The organism is Phytoactinopolyspora mesophila, assembly GCF_010122465.1.
In the GTDB taxonomy this organism is placed as follows: domain Bacteria; phylum Actinomycetota; class Actinomycetes; order Jiangellales; family Jiangellaceae; genus Phytoactinopolyspora; species Phytoactinopolyspora mesophila.
Window position 1 is genome coordinate 108,588 of the sequence record NZ_WLZY01000008.1, and the last position, 19,427, is coordinate 128,014.

General features: G+C 66.9%; 18 protein-coding genes. 13 read left to right on the forward strand and 5 right to left on the reverse strand.

Going from position 1 to position 19,427, the window contains the following annotated elements; genetic code table 11:
• The first annotated feature begins 76 nt into the window (after positions 1 to 76).
• The 7 genes from F7O44_RS21405 (at position 77) to F7O44_RS21435 (ending at position 8,225) form a co-directional block, all read left to right on the forward strand.
• Complete coding sequence (locus tag F7O44_RS21405) at positions 77 to 1,942, forward strand: ABC transporter substrate-binding protein (protein WP_162452329.1); 1,866 nt, start codon at positions 77 to 79, stop codon at positions 1,940 to 1,942.
• A gap of 38 nt (positions 1,943 to 1,980) precedes the next feature.
• Positions 1,981 to 2,976: an ABC transporter permease gene (locus F7O44_RS21410; protein WP_162452330.1), complete on the forward strand. Its 996-nt coding sequence runs from the start codon at positions 1,981 to 1,983 to the stop codon at positions 2,974 to 2,976.
• A complete protein-coding gene (locus F7O44_RS21415; RefSeq protein WP_162452331.1) occupies positions 2,973 to 3,878 on the forward strand; it encodes an ABC transporter permease in 906 nt (301 codons plus the stop codon). Before F7O44_RS21410 ends, F7O44_RS21415 begins: the two co-directional genes overlap by 4 nt.
• Before the next feature lie 3 nt (positions 3,879 to 3,881).
• On the forward strand, positions 3,882 to 5,039 hold the full coding sequence (locus F7O44_RS21420; protein ID WP_222851577.1) for an ABC transporter ATP-binding protein: 1,158 nt from the start codon (positions 3,882 to 3,884) through the stop codon (positions 5,037 to 5,039).
• On the forward strand, positions 5,036 to 6,076 hold the full coding sequence (locus F7O44_RS21425; protein WP_162452332.1) for an oligopeptide/dipeptide ABC transporter ATP-binding protein: 1,041 nt from the start codon (positions 5,036 to 5,038) through the stop codon (positions 6,074 to 6,076). The genes F7O44_RS21420 and F7O44_RS21425 overlap by 4 nt, the downstream gene beginning before the upstream one ends.
• A 20-nt stretch (positions 6,077 to 6,096) precedes the next feature.
• Entirely contained in the window at positions 6,097 to 7,263 is a 1,167-nt protein-coding gene (locus F7O44_RS21430) for a glycoside hydrolase family 3 protein (protein ID WP_162452333.1), read from the forward strand.
• Between the two features lie 92 nt (positions 7,264 to 7,355).
• Complete coding sequence (locus tag F7O44_RS21435) at positions 7,356 to 8,225, forward strand: LLM class flavin-dependent oxidoreductase (RefSeq protein WP_162452334.1); 870 nt, start codon at positions 7,356 to 7,358, stop codon at positions 8,223 to 8,225.
• 11 nt (positions 8,226 to 8,236) lie between these two features.
• Here the strand turns inward: F7O44_RS21435 and F7O44_RS21440 are convergent, their stop codons facing one another.
• Positions 8,237 to 8,695 carry a cupredoxin domain-containing protein gene (locus F7O44_RS21440; protein WP_162452335.1) on the reverse strand — a complete coding sequence of 153 codons (459 nt, stop codon included), beginning with the start codon at positions 8,693 to 8,695 and terminating at the stop codon, positions 8,237 to 8,239.
• 138 nt (positions 8,696 to 8,833) lie between these two features.
• A complete protein-coding gene (locus F7O44_RS21445; RefSeq protein ID WP_162452336.1) occupies positions 8,834 to 9,250 on the reverse strand; it encodes a hypothetical protein in 417 nt (138 codons plus the stop codon).
• 187 nt (positions 9,251 to 9,437) lie between these two features.
• Between F7O44_RS21445 and F7O44_RS21450 the strand changes: the two genes are divergently transcribed.
• The gene (locus F7O44_RS21450; RefSeq protein ID WP_162452337.1) at positions 9,438 to 10,085 is read left to right on the forward strand and encodes an MBL fold metallo-hydrolase; all 648 of its coding nucleotides are present in this window, start codon (positions 9,438 to 9,440) and stop codon (positions 10,083 to 10,085) included.
• Here the strand turns inward: F7O44_RS21450 and F7O44_RS31295 are convergent.
• Complete coding sequence (locus tag F7O44_RS31295; RefSeq protein WP_162452338.1) at positions 10,058 to 12,952, reverse strand: ATP-binding protein; 2,895 nt, start codon at positions 12,950 to 12,952, stop codon at positions 10,058 to 10,060. The genes F7O44_RS21450 and F7O44_RS31295 overlap by 28 nt on opposite strands.
• 65 nt (positions 12,953 to 13,017) lie before the next feature.
• A complete protein-coding gene (locus F7O44_RS21460; RefSeq protein WP_162452339.1) occupies positions 13,018 to 13,236 on the reverse strand; it encodes a hypothetical protein in 219 nt (72 codons plus the stop codon).
• Between the two features lie 352 nt (positions 13,237 to 13,588).
• Here F7O44_RS21460 and F7O44_RS21465 point away from each other — a divergent pair, with 352 nt between their 5' ends.
• The 5 genes from F7O44_RS21465 to F7O44_RS21485 all read left to right on the forward strand — a co-directional run bounded on the left by F7O44_RS21465 (position 13,589) and on the right by F7O44_RS21485 (position 18,018).
• On the forward strand, positions 13,589 to 14,476 hold the full coding sequence (locus tag F7O44_RS21465; protein ID WP_162452340.1) for an ABC transporter ATP-binding protein: 888 nt from the start codon (positions 13,589 to 13,591) through the stop codon (positions 14,474 to 14,476).
• Positions 14,473 to 15,336, forward strand: coding sequence for an ABC transporter permease (locus F7O44_RS21470; protein WP_162452341.1), 864 nt, complete (start codon positions 14,473 to 14,475; stop codon positions 15,334 to 15,336). Before F7O44_RS21465 ends, F7O44_RS21470 begins: the two co-directional genes overlap by 4 nt.
• The gene (locus F7O44_RS32015) at positions 15,270 to 16,652 is read left to right on the forward strand and encodes a histidine kinase (protein ID WP_162452342.1); all 1,383 of its coding nucleotides are present in this window, start codon (positions 15,270 to 15,272) and stop codon (positions 16,650 to 16,652) included. Before F7O44_RS21470 ends, F7O44_RS32015 begins: the two co-directional genes overlap by 67 nt.
• Positions 16,653 to 16,795: 143 nt before the next feature.
• Positions 16,796 to 17,434: a response regulator gene (locus tag F7O44_RS21480; protein WP_343073905.1), complete on the forward strand. Its 639-nt coding sequence runs from the start codon at positions 16,796 to 16,798 to the stop codon at positions 17,432 to 17,434.
• Positions 17,435 to 17,505: 71 nt separating this feature from the next.
• Entirely contained in the window at positions 17,506 to 18,018 is a 513-nt protein-coding gene (locus F7O44_RS21485; protein WP_162452343.1) for a DUF1707 and DUF4190 domain-containing protein, read from the forward strand.
• A gap of 17 nt (positions 18,019 to 18,035) precedes the next feature.
• On the opposite strand, the gene xylB is transcribed toward F7O44_RS21485, so the two are convergent.
• Positions 18,036 to 19,418 carry a xylulokinase gene (gene xylB / locus F7O44_RS21490; RefSeq protein WP_162452344.1) on the reverse strand — a complete coding sequence of 461 codons (1,383 nt, stop codon included), beginning with the start codon at positions 19,416 to 19,418 and terminating at the stop codon, positions 18,036 to 18,038.
• Positions 19,419 to 19,427 lie beyond the last annotated feature (9 nt).

Below are 19,427 nucleotides of genomic sequence, written 5' to 3' on the forward strand. Positions count from 1 at the left end.
AGTTTCCGGTGAATATTGGTCTACACCATTTTTTCGTGCCCCTTACCGGCCACACAGCTATCCCGGGAGCAGCACCATGAAGGTTACGCGAATCACTGCCACCCTGGCGGCGTTCGCCCTTGCCCTCACCGCATGCGGCGGCGACGACGGCGACGACGCGCCGGGCGCTGACGACAACGGCAACGGCGCCGCCGAAGAAGGCGACGAACCGGAGGTTCAGCGCGGCGGGGCTTACACCACCATCATCACCGGCTTGCACGCCACGGCACCGCCCAACCCCTACAACCCCGACGGGAACTCGTTCGCCGGCTACAACTCGGTGCGGCTGGCGTGGGTCAAGAACCACCCGACCAGCCCCACCGAGTTCTACCCGGGCCTGGCCTCGGAGTGGGAGGTGACCGACGACAACCTCGAGCTCACCGTCACTCTGCACCCGGACGCCACCTGGTCCGACGGCACCCCGGTGACCGCCGACGACGTGGTCGTCTCCTCGAACATCGCCTACACCAGGGGTTCCGGTGCCTTCATTCTCGACCCGGGGGCGGCTGGCGCCGCATCTGACATCGAGGTGATCGACGACAAGACGGTCCAGTTCACTCAAGACCCGGAAAATCCGACCCGGGAGTTCGTCAACGGCATCATGAACATGATCATCGTGCCGGCGCACATCTACGGTGATTTGCTGCCGGACGACTTCGACGAACTACTCCAAGCCGCCCGCGGTGAGGACGACGCCGCCGACGACGCCCGCGAGGCGATCAGTGAGGCCGGCGAGGACGTCGTCTCGTTCGCACCCGAGGAAGACATCTCGGCCGGGCCGTACGTGCTGGAACGGATCAACCCCAGCGAGGCGCTGCTCGTCCGCAACGAACACTTCCACAACGATCACCTCGTCGCTCCTGACCAGGTCATCGCCCGCAACTACGACGGCAACGAGCAGGTCTGGGACTACCTCCAGGCCGGCGAGCTCGACTCGTCGCATTTCGTCGCGGTCCCCGAGGACGTCGTCCAGCAGATCGAGGCGCGCCCGGGCAACGAGGCCAGCAGGACGTACTCGCCGGTCGTGGCCGGCTTGGCGTTCAACCAGACGTACGAGCCGTTCGACGACATCAACGTGCGCCGCGCCCTCGCCTACATCATCGACCGCGAGCAGATGGTCGCCGTCAGCACACCCGACGGCGGGACCGCGGCCACCACGACCTCCGGCATTCACCAGGAAGTGGTCGGTGAGTGGATCGGCGACACCGTCGGTGATCTCGACCCGTACGCCGTCGACCTCGACCGAGCGGCCGAGGAGCTCGAAGCTGCCGGCCTGTCCGAGGAGAACGGCCGGTGGGTGCTCCCCGACGGAGACCCGTTCTCGGTGCCGATCCAGGTGCCCGGTGGCTTCTCCGACTGGATCGCCGCCGGTGAGAACATCGCCACCCAGCTGAACGAATTCGGCATCGACTCCGAGATCCGGACCTCGCCGGACTTCACCGTCTACCAGGAGGAGATGACCAACGGCGAGTACCCGGTCGGGTTCTGGCTGATCGGTCTCGGCCCGTCCCCGTACAACATCTACCAGCGGCTCTACGGCTCGTCGAACGGCTGGGAGGTGCTGGCCGGGCGGCTCAGCTACAACGAGCCGGGTGAAAGCGGCAACTGGAAGGGTGGCCCGGAGACCTACGATGTCGAGGGCCACGGCGAGGTGAACCCTGGTGAGCTGGCGCACGAGCTGCGCACCGCGGACGAGGAGCGCACCCACGAGATCATGACGATCCTGGCGCAGACCACCAACGAGCACCTGCCGGTGATCCAGATGTGGGACTACGTCAACACCCAGTTCTCCAACACCGACCGGTTCATCACCGACCCGCCGGACGACGCCCGCCGCGTCACCGGGGTGACCAGCCTGGCCGGTATCTGGATCCAGCAGGGCTGGGTCACCGCGGTCAACTGATCATTCGACGAAGACGGATACCAGTCACTGTGAAGGGAATGACACGACGGCTCGCGGGCCAATTGGTCCGCGGGCTCGTCATGGTCTGGGTGGTGCTGACGTTCACCTTCGTGATCATCAGCATCATGCCCGGCGACCCCGTCGGCGCCGCATACGAGAACCTCATCCAACAGGGGTACTCTCCCGACCAAGCCGCGGCAGAGACCGCGATGATGCACCGGTTCCAGCCGACCGGCAACATCGCCGAGCAATACCTCGAGTACATGGGCTCGCTGGCGAGGTTCGACCTCGGGCAGTCGATGTACACGCGGGTGGATGTCGGCGACATGCTGCTCGATGCCGCCAAATGGACGGTCATCCCGGTGCTGCTCGGGACCATCCTCAGCTTCGGCCTGGGTGTGTTCATCGGCGTCTACGCCGCCATCAAGCGCTCCAGCAAGCTCGGCGACGCGCTGACGATGTCCGGCTCGCTGCTGCGCGGGATTCCGGACTTCGTGGTCGGACTGATCCTGGCGGCGATCTTCGCCACTCTCTGGCCCGTCCTGCCCCGTTCAGGGGCGGTGGACATCCTCTACGAGCCAGGGTTCAACCTGGACTACATCCTCTCGCTGGGATACCACGCCATCCTCCCCGTGGCCACGTACACGATCTCGGCCTACGGCGGGTTCATCCTCGCGATGAAATCCAGCGTGGTGACTGTACTCGGCGACGATTTCATCCTCGCGGCAGAACTGCGAGGCATGAAACGGTCGATCATCTTCCGCTATATCGCGCGTAACGCGATCCTGCCGCTGTTCACCGTCTTCGCATTGTCGGTCGCCGCGGTGTTCAGCGGGGCCATCTTCATCGAGCGGATCTTCAACTACCCGGGCCTCGGGATGTTGCTGATCAACAGCATCGGCCGGCGGGACATCACCGTCATGGCCGGCGCGTTGCTGCTCATCACCATCGCGGTGATCATCGCCAACATCATCGCCGACATGTTCTACAGCGTGATCGATCCACGTATTCGGAGAGCGGGTGAGCGGGTATGACCTCCCCCGGCATGGTGGACGTCACCACCAAGGGCCCGTCGATGCGCCGCAACTTCTGGCGTGGTGTGTGGCGGGTGATGCTGCGCAAGCCCAGCCGGCTCTTCGGAGTCGCGCTGCTGGGGTTGTTCATCTTCATGGCCACTCTCGGGCCGGTGCTGTACGGGCGACCGCTGCCGCGCGACCCGGACAACTTCTTCGCACCACCGAGTCTCCAGCACCCGTTCGGCACCGACTTCCAGGGCTTCGACGTGCTGGCGCTGGTGGTGATCGGCTCCCGGTATGTGCTCCTGACCGCGCTGATCACGGCGATCGTGACCATCGTGCTCGGCGCCTCGATCGGGTTGTTCGCCGGTTACCGGCGCGGCCGCCTGGACGCGGTGCTGATGCGGATCACCGACATCAACCTCACCATCCCCGGCATTCCGATCCTGCTGGTGCTCTCGACTGTGTGGCAGTTCGCCTCCCCGTGGGAGATGGGGCTTGTCCTGGGCCTGCTCGGCTGGGGCGCCCTGGCCCGGGCGGTACGCTCGCAGACCCTGTCGCTGCGCGAGCGCGGCTTCATCGAGGCGGCGCGTGGCCTCGGGCTGTCCACCCCGCACATCGTCGTACGCGAGCTACTCCCGCCGATCGCGCCCTACATCGCGATGAACCTGCTGATGAGCATGATCCTCGCGGTCTGGGCTCAGGTCGGGTTGTTCTTCCTCGGCGTCATGCCGGTGATCGGGGAGAACTGGGGTGTGATGCTGAACCGGGCGGTCTTCGACTTCGGTGCGATGACCACGGCCTCGAGGTTGCCGTACATGCTGGCGCCCCTACTCGCGTTGCTCCTGCTCACGGTCGCCATCGTGCTGGTCGTGGACGCGATGGACGAGATCTTCAATCCGCGGCTACGGGAGGAATGACCGGTGCCACTCGCCACCCGTCCAACTACTCACGACGCGCCCGGCGCGGCCGGTGCCACCGCTGTGCGTATCCGCGGCCTGACCGTCGTCTACAAGACACCCGCCGGTGAACTGCCGGCGGTGCGCGACATCGATATGGACCTCGCGCCGGGAACCATCACCGGCCTCGTCGGTGAATCCGGATCCGGGAAATCCACCCTCGCGCTTTCCCTGCTCAATGCCGTCCAGCCCCCCGGGCGGATCAGCGCCGGCCAGATAGAGATCGACGGGATCGGCGACGTCGTCAAGCTGCGCGGGGACAAACTCCGGCAGGTGCGCGGCGGCCAGATCGGCTACGTCTTCCAAGCCGCCCAGAACTCGCTCAACCCGCTCAAGACGATCGGCAAGCAACTCCTCGACCTCGGCCGCTCACACGATGTGGACAACCTGCGCGCATTGGTCGCCGAGGCCAAGGAGCTGCTCGGCCGGATGGGGCTCGACGGTGCCCGGGTCCTCGACTCGTACCAGCACGAGCTCTCCGGTGGTATGCGCCAGCGCGTCGGCATCATGTTCGCGCTGGTCTTGAACGCTCATCTCGTGGTCCTCGACGAGCCCACAACTGCCCTTGACGTCATCACTCAGGCGAACATCCTCGAGATCGTCCGCGACATCCATGCCGAACGTAACCTCACCACCTTGGTCATCACCCACGACATCGGCGTGGTCGCCGAGGTAGCCGACCGGCTCGCTGTCATGTACGGCGGCCAGCTGGTCGAGCAGGGCCCGGTCCGCGACGTCCTCGGCGAACCACAGCACCCCTACACCCGTGGCCTCATCCAGGCGATTCCACGGCTCACCGGAGACATCTCCGAGGCTCACGCGCTGCCGGGCCGACCACCGAACCTCTCGACGATCCCCACCGAGGGCTGTGTCTTCCGGGAGCGGTGCCCGCTGCGCATGGACATCTGTGAGACCGTCGAGCCGCCGCTGGTGAGCGGTTCCGGCCGGCTCGTCGCCTGCCACGCTGTTGCGGACACCCCCGCCAAAGGCACGAAGGCGACAACAGGCGTCTCGGGGGGATTGACGTCGTCCAGGGTTCGGTCGGGCATCGGCGAGGAACGAGCCGCGGGCGGGGACGACGTCAATCCCCCGGAGACGCCAACGGAAGAGGAGCAGTCGTGATCAGCGGCCAGGGCATTGTCAAGACGTTCCGGCAGCGCGGAGACGTCCTCGGCAAGCGCGAGGTGAAAGCGCTGCGCGGCGTCGACTTCACCATCCCCCGCGGTGGGGCGATTTCGTTCATCGGCGAGTCCGGTTGCGGAAAGACCACGCTCGGGCGGATCATCGCCGGCCTGGAGACACACGACGACGGCGACATCGTCATCAATGACGTCGCGATGTCGTCGCTGCGCCCGAAGGCGCAGCAACCGTACTTCCGCAAGGTGCAGCTCATCCACCAGGACCCCTATTCAGCGCTCAACCCGACCCGGACCATCCATCAGGCGCTGCACGATCCGCTCAAACTGCGAGCCAAACAGATCGGCGAGTCGAGCTCCTGGATCTACCGGCGGGCCGAAGAGCTCCTGACCCTGGTGGACCTGGATCCGAGCTACGTCCTGCCGCGCTACCCACATCAGCTGTCCGGCGGGATGCGGCAGCGCGTCGTGATCGCCCGGGCTCTGACCGTGGACCCCGAGGTGCTGGTGGCCGACGAGGCGGTGTCCATGATCGACGTCTCGTTGCGGCTCGGGATTCTCGACCTCCTCCGCGACCTCCGGGAACGGCTGGGGGTCAGCCTCCTGTACATCACCCACGACGTCGCCACGGCGCGCTACATCGGCGCCGACGGTGAGATGTACGTGATCTACCGTGGCCAGATCATCGAACGCGGTCCCACCGACACCGTCATCTCCGGGCCGGTTCATCCGTACACCCAGTCGCTTCTGTCGGCGATTCCGGTCCTGTACGGCATGGAGCAGCCCGGACCGGAACAGGTCAAACCGGTCGCCGCCGTGGATACCGACGCCGACGCCGCACTGGGTGCCGACACCGGTTGCCTGTTCGCGAGCCGCTGCCCGTTCCAGACCGAACGGTGTGTCAGCGAGTGGCCGGAACTCGGGTCGGCCGTACCTGAATACCAAGATCCGGATGGCCGGCTCCACGCGTGCTTCCACCCTCTGCCGCGGCAGGTCGCGGCCACCTCTGTGCAAAAGGGATGACCCATGGAAACGTAGGGCAAATGAACAACGTCTCGAGCATGACGCTGGAAGAGAAGATCGCCCAACTATTCGTTCTCCGCGTGCACGGAGCTACGGCGGACACCGCCGAGCCGGAGTCAGTCGAACGCAACCGGGCGGCCTACGGCGTCAGCAATGCCGCCGAGCTCATAGCCACGTACCAGCCCGGCGGCATCATCTACTTTCGAGACAGCGGCAACGTCCACAATCCGGTCCAGATCGCGAAACTGTCGAACGACATCCAGCAGGCGGCGCTCGACCGGCCCAGCAATCAGATTCCGCTGCTGATCGCCACCGACCAGGAAGGCGGCAGGGTGGCCCGAATGTCGCCCCCTGCCACCTGGTTCCCCTCCGCACATACGGTCGCTTCGGCGGGGGCTGATTCCGCCCGTCGCGTCGCGGCCATCATGGGCCGCGAACTGCGCGCCATGGGAATCCGGCAAAACTACGCTCCGGTAGCCGACGTCAACGTCAACCCCGAGAACCCCGTGATCGGGGAGCGCTCCTTCGCATCCGATCCGGACACGGCTGCCGTCCTTGTGCGTAGCCAGGTCCACGGCTTCCAGGACAGCGGCGTGATTCCCACCGTCAAGCATTTCCCCGGCCACGGCGACACATCGGTCGACACCCACACCGGTCAAGCCGTGATCACCCACAGCCGTGAACGGTGGGAGCAGCTCGATCTGCCGCCTTTCAAGGCCGCCCTGGAGGCCGGGGTCGACGTCGTGATGACGGGACATCTGATCTTCCCCGAACTCGACCCCGCCCGCTCCATCGCCACGACGTCGTATCCGATCGTGACCGGGCTTCTCCGGCACGAACTGGGCTTCGACGGCGTCGTCGTCACTGACGGTCTGGGGATGTCCGCCGCCCGGATGGCACACGACATCACCGAGGCGCCACTGCGAGCGCTGCAGGCCGGCGTCGACCAGTTGCTCACTCCGGCCGACGACTCCTTCCCGGTGGCCATCAAGACGATCCGGCGTGCCGTCGAGGACGGCGAACTCAGCGCCGAGCGCATCGATGAGTCCGTCGAACGCATCATGCGACTGAAGCGCAAGGCCGGACTGTTCGACGACCCGATGGTCAGCACGGACCGGGCAGCGCATGTCATCGGCTCCCGCGAACACCAGGAAGCGGCCCGGCGGCTGATCGGCACAGTCACCTGACCAGGCGCTCGCCGCTTCCCTTGATCCGAACCTTAGTTGAGGTCCTAGTGTTGGGGACAACGGACTGGACACAGCAACGAAAGGCCCCGATCATGACTCAGAAGAGCCTGTTTGGCGTCGCACTCGCGCACACCCAGCGGCGGTTCGCCGAAACCATCGAGACCGCTCAGCTTGCCGACGAACTGGGGGCCGACCTGGTGACGTTGGCCGATCACCCGTACGTTCCGAACGAACTCGAAACGTGGACCATGCTCGCCACGCTGGCAGCGCACACCGAGCGGGTCACGTTGGCGTCCAACGTGGTCAGCCTCCAGTTGCGGGCCCCGGCTATGCTCGCCAAGGCTGCGGCCACACTGCAGTTCACCAGCGGAGGACGTTTCGTACTGGGATTGGGCTCCGGTGACTCCGGCGGCAGCGCGACGTTCGGCGGGCCGAGCTGGACGCCCGGGGAATCCGTCCGTGCGCTCGAAGAGGGAGTCGGCCTGATCCGGCGACTCTGGCAGCCCGGCGCCGGCGTCGACCACACCGGCGAATTCTTCACCCTTTCCGGCACGCAGGTCAGCCCGAAGCCGGACCCCCAGGTGCCGATCTGGATCGGCTCGTTCGGCCCGAAAATGCTGGCCGTCACCGGCCGCCACGCCGACGCCTGGCTGCCCACCAACGCCTATCTCAACCTCGACGACGTGCCCGGGATGCAACGCCGGATCGACGACGCAGCGGTGGCCGCCGGCCGCGACCCCGCGCAGATCCGCCGCGTGTTCAACATCTTCGGACAGATCACCAAGGATGGGGAGCCCGAGAACGGGCGACGACTGACCGGCCCGGTCGACTACTTTGTCGAGACCCTGCGCGACTACCGTGACCGTCTCGGCTTCGATTCGTTCGTCTTCTGGCCGAGCGCGGACCGGCCGGAGCAGACCCGCCTATTCCTCGAGGAGGTCCGCCCCGAACTCCGGCCGTAAGGTCACCATCTCTACTCGACGGTGACCGTGACCTCCATGTCCGGCCGGTGACCTGGCACGGCACAGTAGAAGGTGTACTCGCCCGGCTCGAGAGTGACCGTACCGACATCCGACTCGCCTCCGGCCGCGGCGACGACCACGATGTCGTCGAGCTCTTCGATGGCGATGTCGTGGAGCATCTCACCGACGTTCTCGAACTCGATCTCGATGGTCCCTGCCGGCAGAGTCTCGGGGATACCTTCGAAGTACAGGTCACCGGCCTCGACGGTGATGGTCTCGACGATCTCGCCCTCGTCGGGTTCATCGGGATCGTCACCAGGATCCGGATCAGCGTCCTCGTCCGGGTCGGCGTCGTCCGGCTCGTCGACCTGTTCGGCGGGACCGTCGGTCACGGGGTCATCGTCGTCGCCGCCGCATCCGGCCAGGCCGATGGCGGCGACGGCAGTCAAAGCAATCAAGGATCGGCGCATAACAGAACACCCTATGACGACGGCCCCCTGTCGGGTGATCGTGAGCGGATTTTTGCTGCTGTGAGGGTGATCGTCAGCGCATTGTCGTGGTGGACGGCAGCAAAAATCCGCTCACGATCACCCGACCAGGAGGGACAGTTATTCGTCGGGGGGGAGGTCACGCTCGCTCGCCAGGTCGGCGCGCAATGCCGCCGTGGCGCTCAGCACGCGTTCGTGTTCGGCCGTGAAGGGCTGGTATTCGGCCGGAACGTCTCCACGCCCATACAGCGGGCGTACCTCGGCGGCGAGGTCATGTAAGGCCGCGCGGTCGAACCCCTCATGGGCCAGGCGGCTTGCTTCGTTGGCCGCGAACCTGAGGTCCTCGACCCGGCCGCGCCATCCCGGGTTGGTCATCCGGGACTCGACCTCCGCCATCGCACGTGCCAGTGTGCGCAACGCGTCTTCGAGTTCGTCGAGCTGAGCTCGTCGCGCATCGGTATCCAGCGGAATCACCGGCGGCGTGTCCACACCCTCGTCGCGGCTGAACAGTTCCTTGACTCGGTCGATCAATCCCATTGGCTACGGACCTCCTCCTCCGTACCCTAGCCGCCTTCCACACCGACGACGACGCGGCTTCACCGGGCGCCCCGGCCGGCATCGCTCACTGAATTCCCGGTCCTGACATATCGTCCGAACGGCTGACCCTTATCCTGAACGAATAGAGGAGAGACATTTCCCGAATCAACCGCGTCAGGAGCGCCCCATGACAGTGCGCATCGACCACGCGACTACATCCGGGACGTTCAGTCTCGACGGGAGAACACTAGAAGTTGACAACAATGTCTGGGTCATCGGTGACAACACCGAGTGTGTGGTGATCGACGCGGCGCATGACGCCAACGCGATTCTCGGCGTGGTCGGTTCACGCACCGTGACCGCGATCCTGCTCACCCATGGCCATGACGACCACTTGAGTGCCGTTGGCTCCCTCTGGGACGAAACAGGCGCCACCATCCACCTGCACCCCGGCGACCGCACGCTATGGGACCGTGTCTACCCGGACGTCGGTCCGGATGCCGATCTCATCGACGGCCAGGAGATCGTCGTCGCCGGCATCAGGGTCCGCACCATTCACACGCCCGGGCATTCCCGCGGGTCAGTCTGCTTTTATGCTCCGGAGCTCACCGCCGTGTTCTCCGGCGACACACTTCTGCATGATGGTCCAGGCGCCACCGGAGGGTCGTTCAGTGACTTCGGCGCCATCATCGGGTCAATCGAGAGGCGACTTCTGACCTTGCCCCCCGAGACGGCCGTGCACGCCGGGCATGGGGAGACCACCACCATAGGCGCCGCCGCAAGTAACCTGCGGGCCGCGGCCAGCGGCTACCGGCCGATCCAGCCGGCCCGGTAGGCGACGGCAGCGGCCTCGCCGCGGGTCGAAACTCCCAGCTTGGCAAGGATGTTCGAGACGTGCACGCTGGCCGTCTTGGCGCTGATGAACAACGCCTCACCGATTTCGCGGTTGCTGCGCCCGGCCGCGATCAGGTCTAGGACCTCGCGCTCACGCGCCGTCAACCCGGCCGGCCCTCCGGCTGCTTCCCCCGCGGCACTTTCCGGCGTCATTGTGAGCCGCTCACTGCGGGTCAGGTCATCGATCTGCTGTACGACGTGGCCGGCCCCGAGCTGACGAGCCCCGTCGAGGGCATGGCTCAGCGCTTCGACAGCGCCGTGTCGCTCTCCGGAACCAAGCAGGGCCCATCCGAGGCGGTACTGCGCATACGGCACGAGGTAGACCGGGCCTTCGGCCGCGCTGAGCGCTTCGATCGCATGCCTCCACGCGGCTACGTCGGGTCCAGCCAACTCGGCCTCGGTGAGGACCTGCCACACATTGCCTGGCCAGGATGCCGATATCTGCGCAGTTCCCGTGCGTATCCACTGCATGTCCGCAGCCGTCGACTCCGCTGTCACCGCGCCGGTTCGGATCAGAGCAGCCAGTGCACGTGCGGCGGTAAAGAACAGCGGAAGCTCGTGTCCCGGAACCGGCACATGGTTGGCATCTCGAAGCTCGGTGACCACCATGTCCCAAGCCTTGGCGAACTGATGCCGAGCCAGTGCGAGCTCAGCGGTGACCCGGAGGTGGTCCATCTGCAGCTGCGGAAACAGCACCCGCCGCGAAGCACGGTCGTTTGCCTCGGCCAGGACACGCTCGCCGGTGTCGTAGTCGCCACGCCACAGCGCATGCCACGCGTTGAACAGGAGTAGCTGAATGTAGTGCTGTCCGGGCGGGTGGTGGGCAAGGCCCTGGTGGACGAGCTGCTCGGCGCTCTCCCACTCACCGAGTTCGAACAGTGGCTCGACGGCATTGCCCACCAGCATGGACCCGAAGGTGCGCTTGCGGCCGATGGCTTCGGCGCGCTCCTGGCCCTTCTTGGCCGTCTGTACAGCCTCGCGGAAACGGCCCGCGTGGCCCAGAACGTGCGACAAGTTGATGTAGTAACGCAGGAGCGTCATCGGCTCGTCGTCGATCAGTTCGCGGGCCCGCTCGAACTCCGCCAGCGCTTCCTCCGTGCGTCCCTGATCGGCCCAGGCCGTTCCGCGGGTGATGCGGGCGGCGGCGATCAGCTGCCGCACACCGGCCGCGTTCGCTGCCTCTTCGGCTTCGTCGGCGGCCCGCAGCGCCTCATCCAGACGCCATTCCAGCATCAAGATACCGGCCAGCCATCCCAGGACCTCCGCACGTTCCGCCGATGGCGGCTCCGCCGGAATGAGTTCACACGCGCGGACCAGCGTCGCCACGGGGTCGGCGCGGCCGCTTCTGCCTTTCATCTTCCCGAGCTGACTGAGTAAGACACCAACCCGCCTCGGCTCGGCTGCCTCGTCCACGTGGTCCAGCGCAGCCTCCAGCAACGCGATAGCTCGTTCGCGTTCGCCGGCCGCGTATGCCTCTTCCGCGGCTCTGGCCAGCAGGTCTCCGCGCCCGCCTCCCGAGACCTCGGCGGGATCGGCTACCCGGTCCCACAACTCCAGCGCACGTTCGAGCATCACCTGCGCGGTGGCATGTGCATAACTGCCGACAAGCTCCGCCGCCGCGTTCAAGCACCAGCGGAAGGCCCGCTCGACATCGTGCGCGAAATACCAGTGATGGGCGATGGCGGTAGCCGCCTGACCGTCCGAAGCCAAATGCGGCTGTTTCTCCAGCGTCCGCGCGTAGGCGGCGTGAACACGGGCGTTCTCGCCCGGCAGCATGTCGCCGTGCAGGGCCTCGTGCAGCAATGCGTGCCGGAACCGGTAACCGTCTCCGTCGACGACGATCACCCCCATGGACACGGCTTCGCGCAGCGCCGAATCCAGCACCGCGACGTCGTAACCCGCCACGGGCTCGAGTACCGCGTGGTCGACCCGATGCCCACCGAGCGCCATCACCCGCAGGAGCCGCTGTGTCTGCTCGGACAAGGGCGCGATCCGGACCATGAGCAGCTCACGTAACGACTCGGGCAGCGCCACAGGCCCGGCATCATCGGCTGCGTGAGCCAGCTCCTCGACGTAGAAGGGCACTCCTTCGGTGCGCTCGAAGACCCGCTCCGCCTGGTCAGGCGCGATCTCGCGGTCGAGCACCGCTGACAGCTGGGCCGCTACCTCGTCACGGCCCAACCGGGCGAGATCCACCCGGCCGACCCGGCGGATGCGCTCCAGATCGGCCAGCAAGGCCCGGACCGGGTGCCCGCGGCCGAGCTCGTCGTCACGACAGGTCAGCAGCAACATCACCGGAGCGGCGATCAGGCTGCGGATCATGAACCGGAGAAGATCCCGGGTGGGGCCGTCGGCCCACTGCAGGTCCTCGATCACGACGACGAGCGCGTCCTCGGCCGCCACCCGCTCGAGCAACGACGTGACGACCTCGTAGAGCCGGCCTCTTCCCGCTGTGCCGTCTCCCGCATTGTGGCCGAGCTCCGGCAATAGCGCACGCAGCGCCTGCCCGCCCGGCCCCGCGAGTTCGACCAGGCGTTCCGGGCCGAACTCGGGCATCAGCGCACGCAGGATCCCCACGATGGGCGCGAACGCCAGCTCTTCTCCGTCCATGTCGACGGACTGGCCCCGAAGTACCCGCGCGCCGGCGGCCCCCACTTCGAGGGCGAACTCCTCAACCAGGCGCGTTTTGCCGATCCCTGCTTCACCAGCGATCAGCACCGCCGCCGGCTCACCCGCCTGGACACTCTTGAACACCTCACGCAGGTCTTCCAGCTCACGCTCGCGCCCGATCAATGCCGGACTTCCCATGTTCAGGACCACACCCCCATCGTGCCACCCGGCGCCGACAGATAAGCCCACGCGAGCAGCGTGGCTCAGACTCCGATGCCCGGCCTCGAGCACAGGGCGCCCGCGACACCCTCTGAAGCGACGCCCCGCCGAGGCAGGGCAGGCTTCGCGGCTGCATAGCGCCCGCCCCGCCTCCGGATCCGCCACCGGCGCTTGACCAGACGGTGTTCCTCCGCGTCCTTGCGCAGGCTCCTGGACCGGTCTTCGTAGATCGCCCGTGCGGCGTCCTCGTTGTAGATATACATCTGCTGTTCTCCCGCCGACTCTTCTGCTGTTGATATCGAGAGTCGCGGTAAGAACCCCCGGGGCGCATGGGGAGTGCGCCCCATCTTTGGTGTGGGCGCCTACCTTAGACACCCCCAACACCACCTGAGGCCCCGTCTAAGGTCCTTACTACCGAGGGCTACGCCCATCGGTGATCGTGAGCGGTTTCTGGTTGTTCCCGCACCACGAAACCCCAGGTGAGCGTCATCTCCAACAACCAGAAACCGCTCACGATCACCGATTAAGGGGAACGCCGTGTCCACCGACTGGTGGACCCGAGGTTCAGCCTGCCGATGCTGCCGGCAGAACCCCCACCGGCGGCACGCTGGAGGCATGGTTACGACGAATCCGGCCGTGACGGTGCGCGGGCTCAGCAAGGGTTACAGCGGCACCCGTGCCGTCGACGGCATCGATCTGGACATCGAGCAGGGCGAGGTCTTCGCGCTGCTGGGGCCGAACGGTGCGGGCAAGACGACCACCGTCGAGATCCTCGAGGGATACCGAAAGCGCGACGCCGGCGAGGTCACGGTCCTCGGGCAGGATCCCGGGCGCCCGGGCCAGGACTGGCGTTCCCGGATCGGCATCGTGTTGCAGAACACCGGTGGCCACGACGACCTCACGGTGCACGAGGTCGTCCACCACTTCTCCGGCTACTACCCGAATGCCCGGGAGCCCGAGGACGTCATCGCCGCGGTCGGCCTGGACGACAAACACAAGACCCGGGTGCGGCATCTCTCCGGTGGACAGCGACGGCGCCTCGACGTGGCGCTCGGTATCCTCGGCCGGCCCGAACTGCTCTTCCTCGACGAGCCGACCACCGGTTTCGACCCGGAAGCCCGGCGCGAGTTCTGGGGGCTGGTCTCCTCCCTCGCCGACGACGGCACCACAATCCTGTTGACCACCCACTATCTCGACGAGGCCGAGCACCTCGCCGGCCGGGTCGGGATCATCGCCGGCGGACGGATCGTCGCGCTGGACACCCCGGCCGAACTCGGGGGACGGGCAGATGAGCAAGCGACCGTTCGCTGGATGACACCCGACGGCCCGCGTGAAGAAGCCTCAGCTGAACCGACCCAGCTGATCACCGAGCTCAGCAGCCGCTTCGGCGGCGAAGTCCCCGGGCTGACGGTGTCGCGCCCGACGCTGGAAGACGTCTATCTCCGGCTGATCGGCGAATCCGCCGACGCGTCCCGGCCCTCCGAGAACCTGGAGCACGCATGACCACCCAGACATCCACAAGATCCACGGAACGATCCGCGGCCGCCGCGCGGCCGTCCGCGGTCCGGATCGGGCTGTCGCGCACCGTGCTGGAGCTGAAGGTCTTCTTCCGCGAGAGCGCGGCCGTGTTCTTCACGTTCCTGCTGCCCATCGTGCTACTCGGTGTGTTCGCTCTGGTCTTCGGTGGCGACGACCAGCTCTTCGACGAAGAAACCGCCGGGGTCGACTTCGCCACCTACTTCACTCCGGGCATGGCCGCCGCCGGAATCTTCCTGGTGAGCTTCCAGACCCTGGCCGTCGGCATCGCGGCCGAGCGCGACGATCGCACACTCAAACGGCTTCGTGGTACGCCGATGCCGCCGATGGCCTACTTCCTCGGCAAGATCGGCATGGTCCTCGTCACCGCAGCGCTGCAAATGGTGCTACTCCTAGCCGTCGCCGTCATTGCCTTCGGCGCGGAACTGCCGACGGACGCGTCGAAATGGCTGACCTTTGCCTGGGTGTTCCTGCTCGGCACCGCTTCGGGCACGGTCCTGGGTATCGCCTACTCGTCGGTGCCGAAATCCGCCAAGAGCGCCGAGGCGCTCGTCGTCGGTCCGACCCTGCTTCTGCTGTTCATCTCCGGCGTGTTCTTCGTCTTCAGCGATCTCCCGGAGTGGCTGCAGACGATCGCGTCGGTCTTCCCGGTGAAGTGGATGGCTCAGGGTATGCGATCGGCTTTGTTGCCCGACGAGTTCGAAGCTGTGGAAGTATCGGGGTCGTGGGAGCACGGCACGATCATCCTGATCCTGAGCGCGTGGATCGTCTTCGGACTGATCTTCGCAGCGCGGACGTTCCGGTGGAAGCGCCGGGACGACGGGTGAGCGACGACGGCAGCCGCCGCTCCTTCTTCGCGGCGGCTGCCGACATCGCCACTCGAAGCGACAACACCCGGCCGGCCGGCAACGGGCCTGCACCGGGCAGCAGTATGGCCAAACTGGACGACTGGTGGGACCGGATCATCCCCATCTGGCACGTTCTGTATCTCGGCCTGCTGGTGCTCGGCGCTGTGTCGACCCTGTTCGTCGGTGGTGGTGTCGAAACGCGGCTCATCACTGTCGGGCTGTTGGCGGTGATGGGCGCGACCTACGCCGCCTTCGCCCGCAGACTGTTCGAACGCCCGGGTGGACTGCCCGCATTCACGTATCTCACGATCACCTGGCTGTGCTTGTATGCCATCTACATCGTGACCTCGGGCGATACCAGCGTGTTCTTCGTGCTGTTCGCACTGTTCCCCCAGATCTGGGCCTTCTTGAGTCCCCGTGCCGCAACCGTCACCTCTGTCGTGGTGATCCTCGGCCTCGCTCTGACGCAAGTGCATGTCGCCGGCTGGGGCTGGGAGTCGGCCGTGCGCCACGCGCCAGAGGCGATCATGCAGACCGGACTGGTCATGCTGGTGGGAATCCTCATGGTGGGGGTGGCCAACCAGGCCGAGCGGCGCGCCGAGCTGATCGACGAGCTCGAATCGACCCGTTCCGAGCTCGCCGAGACCGAGCGGGTCCGCGGAGTCCTCGCCGAACGTGAGCGGCTCGCCCATGAGATCCACGACACGCTTGCCCAGGGATTCATCAGCATTCTGACCCTCTCGCAGGCGATCGAAGCGTCGCTCGAGCGTGACGCGGGCCAGGTCCGCGATCGCCTGGCGCTGCTGGAACGGACTGCCCGCGAGAACCTGGCCGAGACCCGCGCTCTGGTCGACGCACTGGCTCCGGTCGATCTGCAGGGCAGGTCGCTGGCCCAGGCGCTGACGACGGTGGCCAGGCGGTTCAGCACCGAAACCGGCGTGCGGGCCGACGCCGACGTAGCGCCCGGCATGGTCACGCTGCCGGTCTTCGCCGAGATCGTGTTGCTCCGCACCGCCCAGGAAGCGCTGTCGAACATCCGCAAACATGCCGGCGCGTCTCAGGTACGGATCAGTTTGTCGGTTGTCGACGACGGCCTCGGGATGGCCACGATGACGGTCGCCGACGATGGCGTCGGGTTCGACACCACCCAGGATTCCGGCGGCTTCGGGCTCCGGGGCATGCGAACCCGTGCCCAACAGGCAGGTGGCGGCTTCGAGGTCTCCAGCACACCTGGCGGAGGCACAACGGTCCGCGTGCACGTCCCGATGAACCCCGGCGGCCCCACCCCCCGGTGATCGTCAGTGGGTTATGGCTGTTTTCCGGTGATCGTCAGTGGGTTGTGGTCGTGGTCTAGCAACCACAACCCACTGACGATCACCGGACAAGGGGCGGTGGTGACGCGCTCGGACGGCGGGCGCAGCCGGTAGCGTGGACTTTCGTGACGACGCTAAGGCTGCTCCTGGTCGACGACCATCCGGTGGTGCGCACCGGCCTGGCCGGGATGCTCAGCGCCGAGGAAGACTTCGACCTGGTCGGCGAGGCCGGCGACGGCGAGGAAGCGGTCGCGCTGGTGAGAAAGCTCAAGCCAGATGTCGTCCTGATGGATCTGCGGTTGCCTCGCCTCGACGGCGCGGACGCCACCGCACGCATTCTCGCCGATTTCCCCAGCATCCGGGTGCTGGTTCTCACGACATACGACACCGACTCCGACATCGTCCGCGCGGTCGAGGCCGGCGCCACCGGCTACCTGCTCAAAGACACTCCCCGAGCCCAGCTCGCCGAGGCCATCCGAGCCACCGCCAAGGGAGAGACGGTACTCGCGCCGCCGGTGGCCGCACGCCTGGTCAACCGGATGCGCACACCGGTGGAACCAACGCTCACCCCACGTGAGTCGGAGGTGCTTGCCGCCGTGTCGCGAGGGCTTTCCAACGCGGAGGTGGGGCGCTCCCTGCACATCGGCGAGGCGACCGTGAAGACCCATCTGATCCGGATCTTCGGCAAGCTCGGTGTCGATGACCGAACCGCCGCCGTCACCAAGGCCTACAGCCTCGGCATCCTGCCTCCTCCCACTGGGTGAGCCGATCCGGCGGATGACGCCGCTGCGCAACTCGGCGCACTAGACTAGACATCACTGCCCAGGGGGGAGACATGAACGCTGAAGGCTGGCGCACCATGCGCGCATCGGACGCTGACCGCGATCGGGCCGCGGATCTGGTCAAAGCCGCGCTGGCCGAAGGCCGGATCACCTGGGAAGAACACAGCAGCCGCCTGCAGCATGTGCTGAACTCTCGCACGTACGGCGAACTCGATCACGCGGTACGGGATCTCCCCAGTGGGGTGCTGCCGCATCATCAGGCACCGTTGCCGGCCGCTCCCGGGCATCCGATGCCGCCGGCGTATGCGCCCACACGGTCCACTAACGGCTACGCCCTCGCCTCCGTCATCTGCGGCGGCGCCGGTTTCATGACCGGCATCAGCGCCATCGCCGCCATCATCACCGGCCACATAGCGCTCTCCCAGATCAAGCGCACCGGGGAAGAGGGCCGGGGCATGGCCGTGGCTGGGCTGGTCATGGGTTATGTGGTGACCGTAGGTGGCGCGCTCATGCTGATCCTGATGCTCGGCCTGTTCTTCGCGGTCGGTACCAGCGGCACATGGTGAGGGGTAGCCCGAACAGGTCATGGATGGATGCGTGACCTGGCGGCAGCATAGGCTTCGCGCACCGCCCCGGACGACCCCTTGGGTTCATGTACGGCGTCGACGGTCACCTCCCAGGCGGGCGGCTGATCGCCCCCGTTCAGCGCCCAGGCGGCCTGCCGCGCCGCGCCCAGAGCGACGTACTCCCCGGGTGCGGGAACGACGACAGGCACGCCGAACACCTCCGGTGCGACCGCCCGCACCGCCGCCGACTGCGCGGCGCCTCCCACCAGGAGGATGCGCTCCACCGGCACACCATGCGCGCGAAGCGCGTCGACCCCGGCGCCGAGCCCACACAACATTCCCTCTACCGCGGCCCGGGCGAGGTTCTGCGGTGTCATCGCGTCCCGGGTCATGCCGGTCAGGGTCCCGGTCGCGTCGGGCAGGTCCGGGGTGCGTTCACCATCGAGATACGGCAGCAGCACCAGGCCGCCGGCGCCGGGCTCGGCCTGAAGCGCCAGTCGGTCGAGACCGGCCAGATCGGTGCCGAGCATGGCGGCCGCGGCGGAGAGCACCCGCGCGGCATTGAGAGTAGCCACCAGGGGCAGATGACGGCCCGTGGCGTCGGCGAAGCCGGCCACGATCCCGGACACGTCGACGACCGGTCGCTCCGACGTCGCGAACACCGTCCCGCTGGTGCCGAGCGACACCACGATGTCGCCCGGAGCTAGGCCCAGGCCAAGCGCCGCCCCCATGTTGTCGCCGGTACCGGCCGCTATCGCCGCGCCGGTTCGGGTCGTGCCGACAATCTCCGCCGGGGCGGCGACCCGCGGCACACCGAGCTCACGGCCGAACGCCATCCGGAGGAGATCGGGCCGGTACTCCCCCGTAGCTGCCGACCAGTAACCCGTGCCCGACGCGTCGCCGCGGTCGGTGGTGGGCGGCTGTTCCGCGCCGCCCAGCCGCCAGGTGAGCCAGTCGTGCGGCAGAAGCACCTGTTCGACACGTTCCGCCGACGACGGCTCGCTTCTCGCCAGCCAGCGCAGCTTGGTGACGGTGAAGCTGGCCACGAGGACCAGCCCCACAGCGTCTGCCCAGGCCTGCGGTCCCCCGAGTTCGCCGGTCAGTTCTCGCGCGGCGGCCGCTGACCGGGTGTCGTTCCACAACAGCGCTGGGCGGACCACCTCACCAGCGCCATCGAGGGTGACCATGCCGTGTTGCTGGCCACCGACGGCCACGGCGTCGGCACGGTCCAGCAGACCTTCACCAGCCTGTGCCAGGGCGTCCCACCAGGCACGTGGGTCGGCCTCGGTGCCGTCCGGGTGGTCGGCACGCCCAGCGCCGACGATCGCTCCCGAGTCCACATCGACCAGCACCACCTTGCACGCCTGGGTGGACGAGTCGATTCCCGCTACCAATGCCATGTCCGCTCC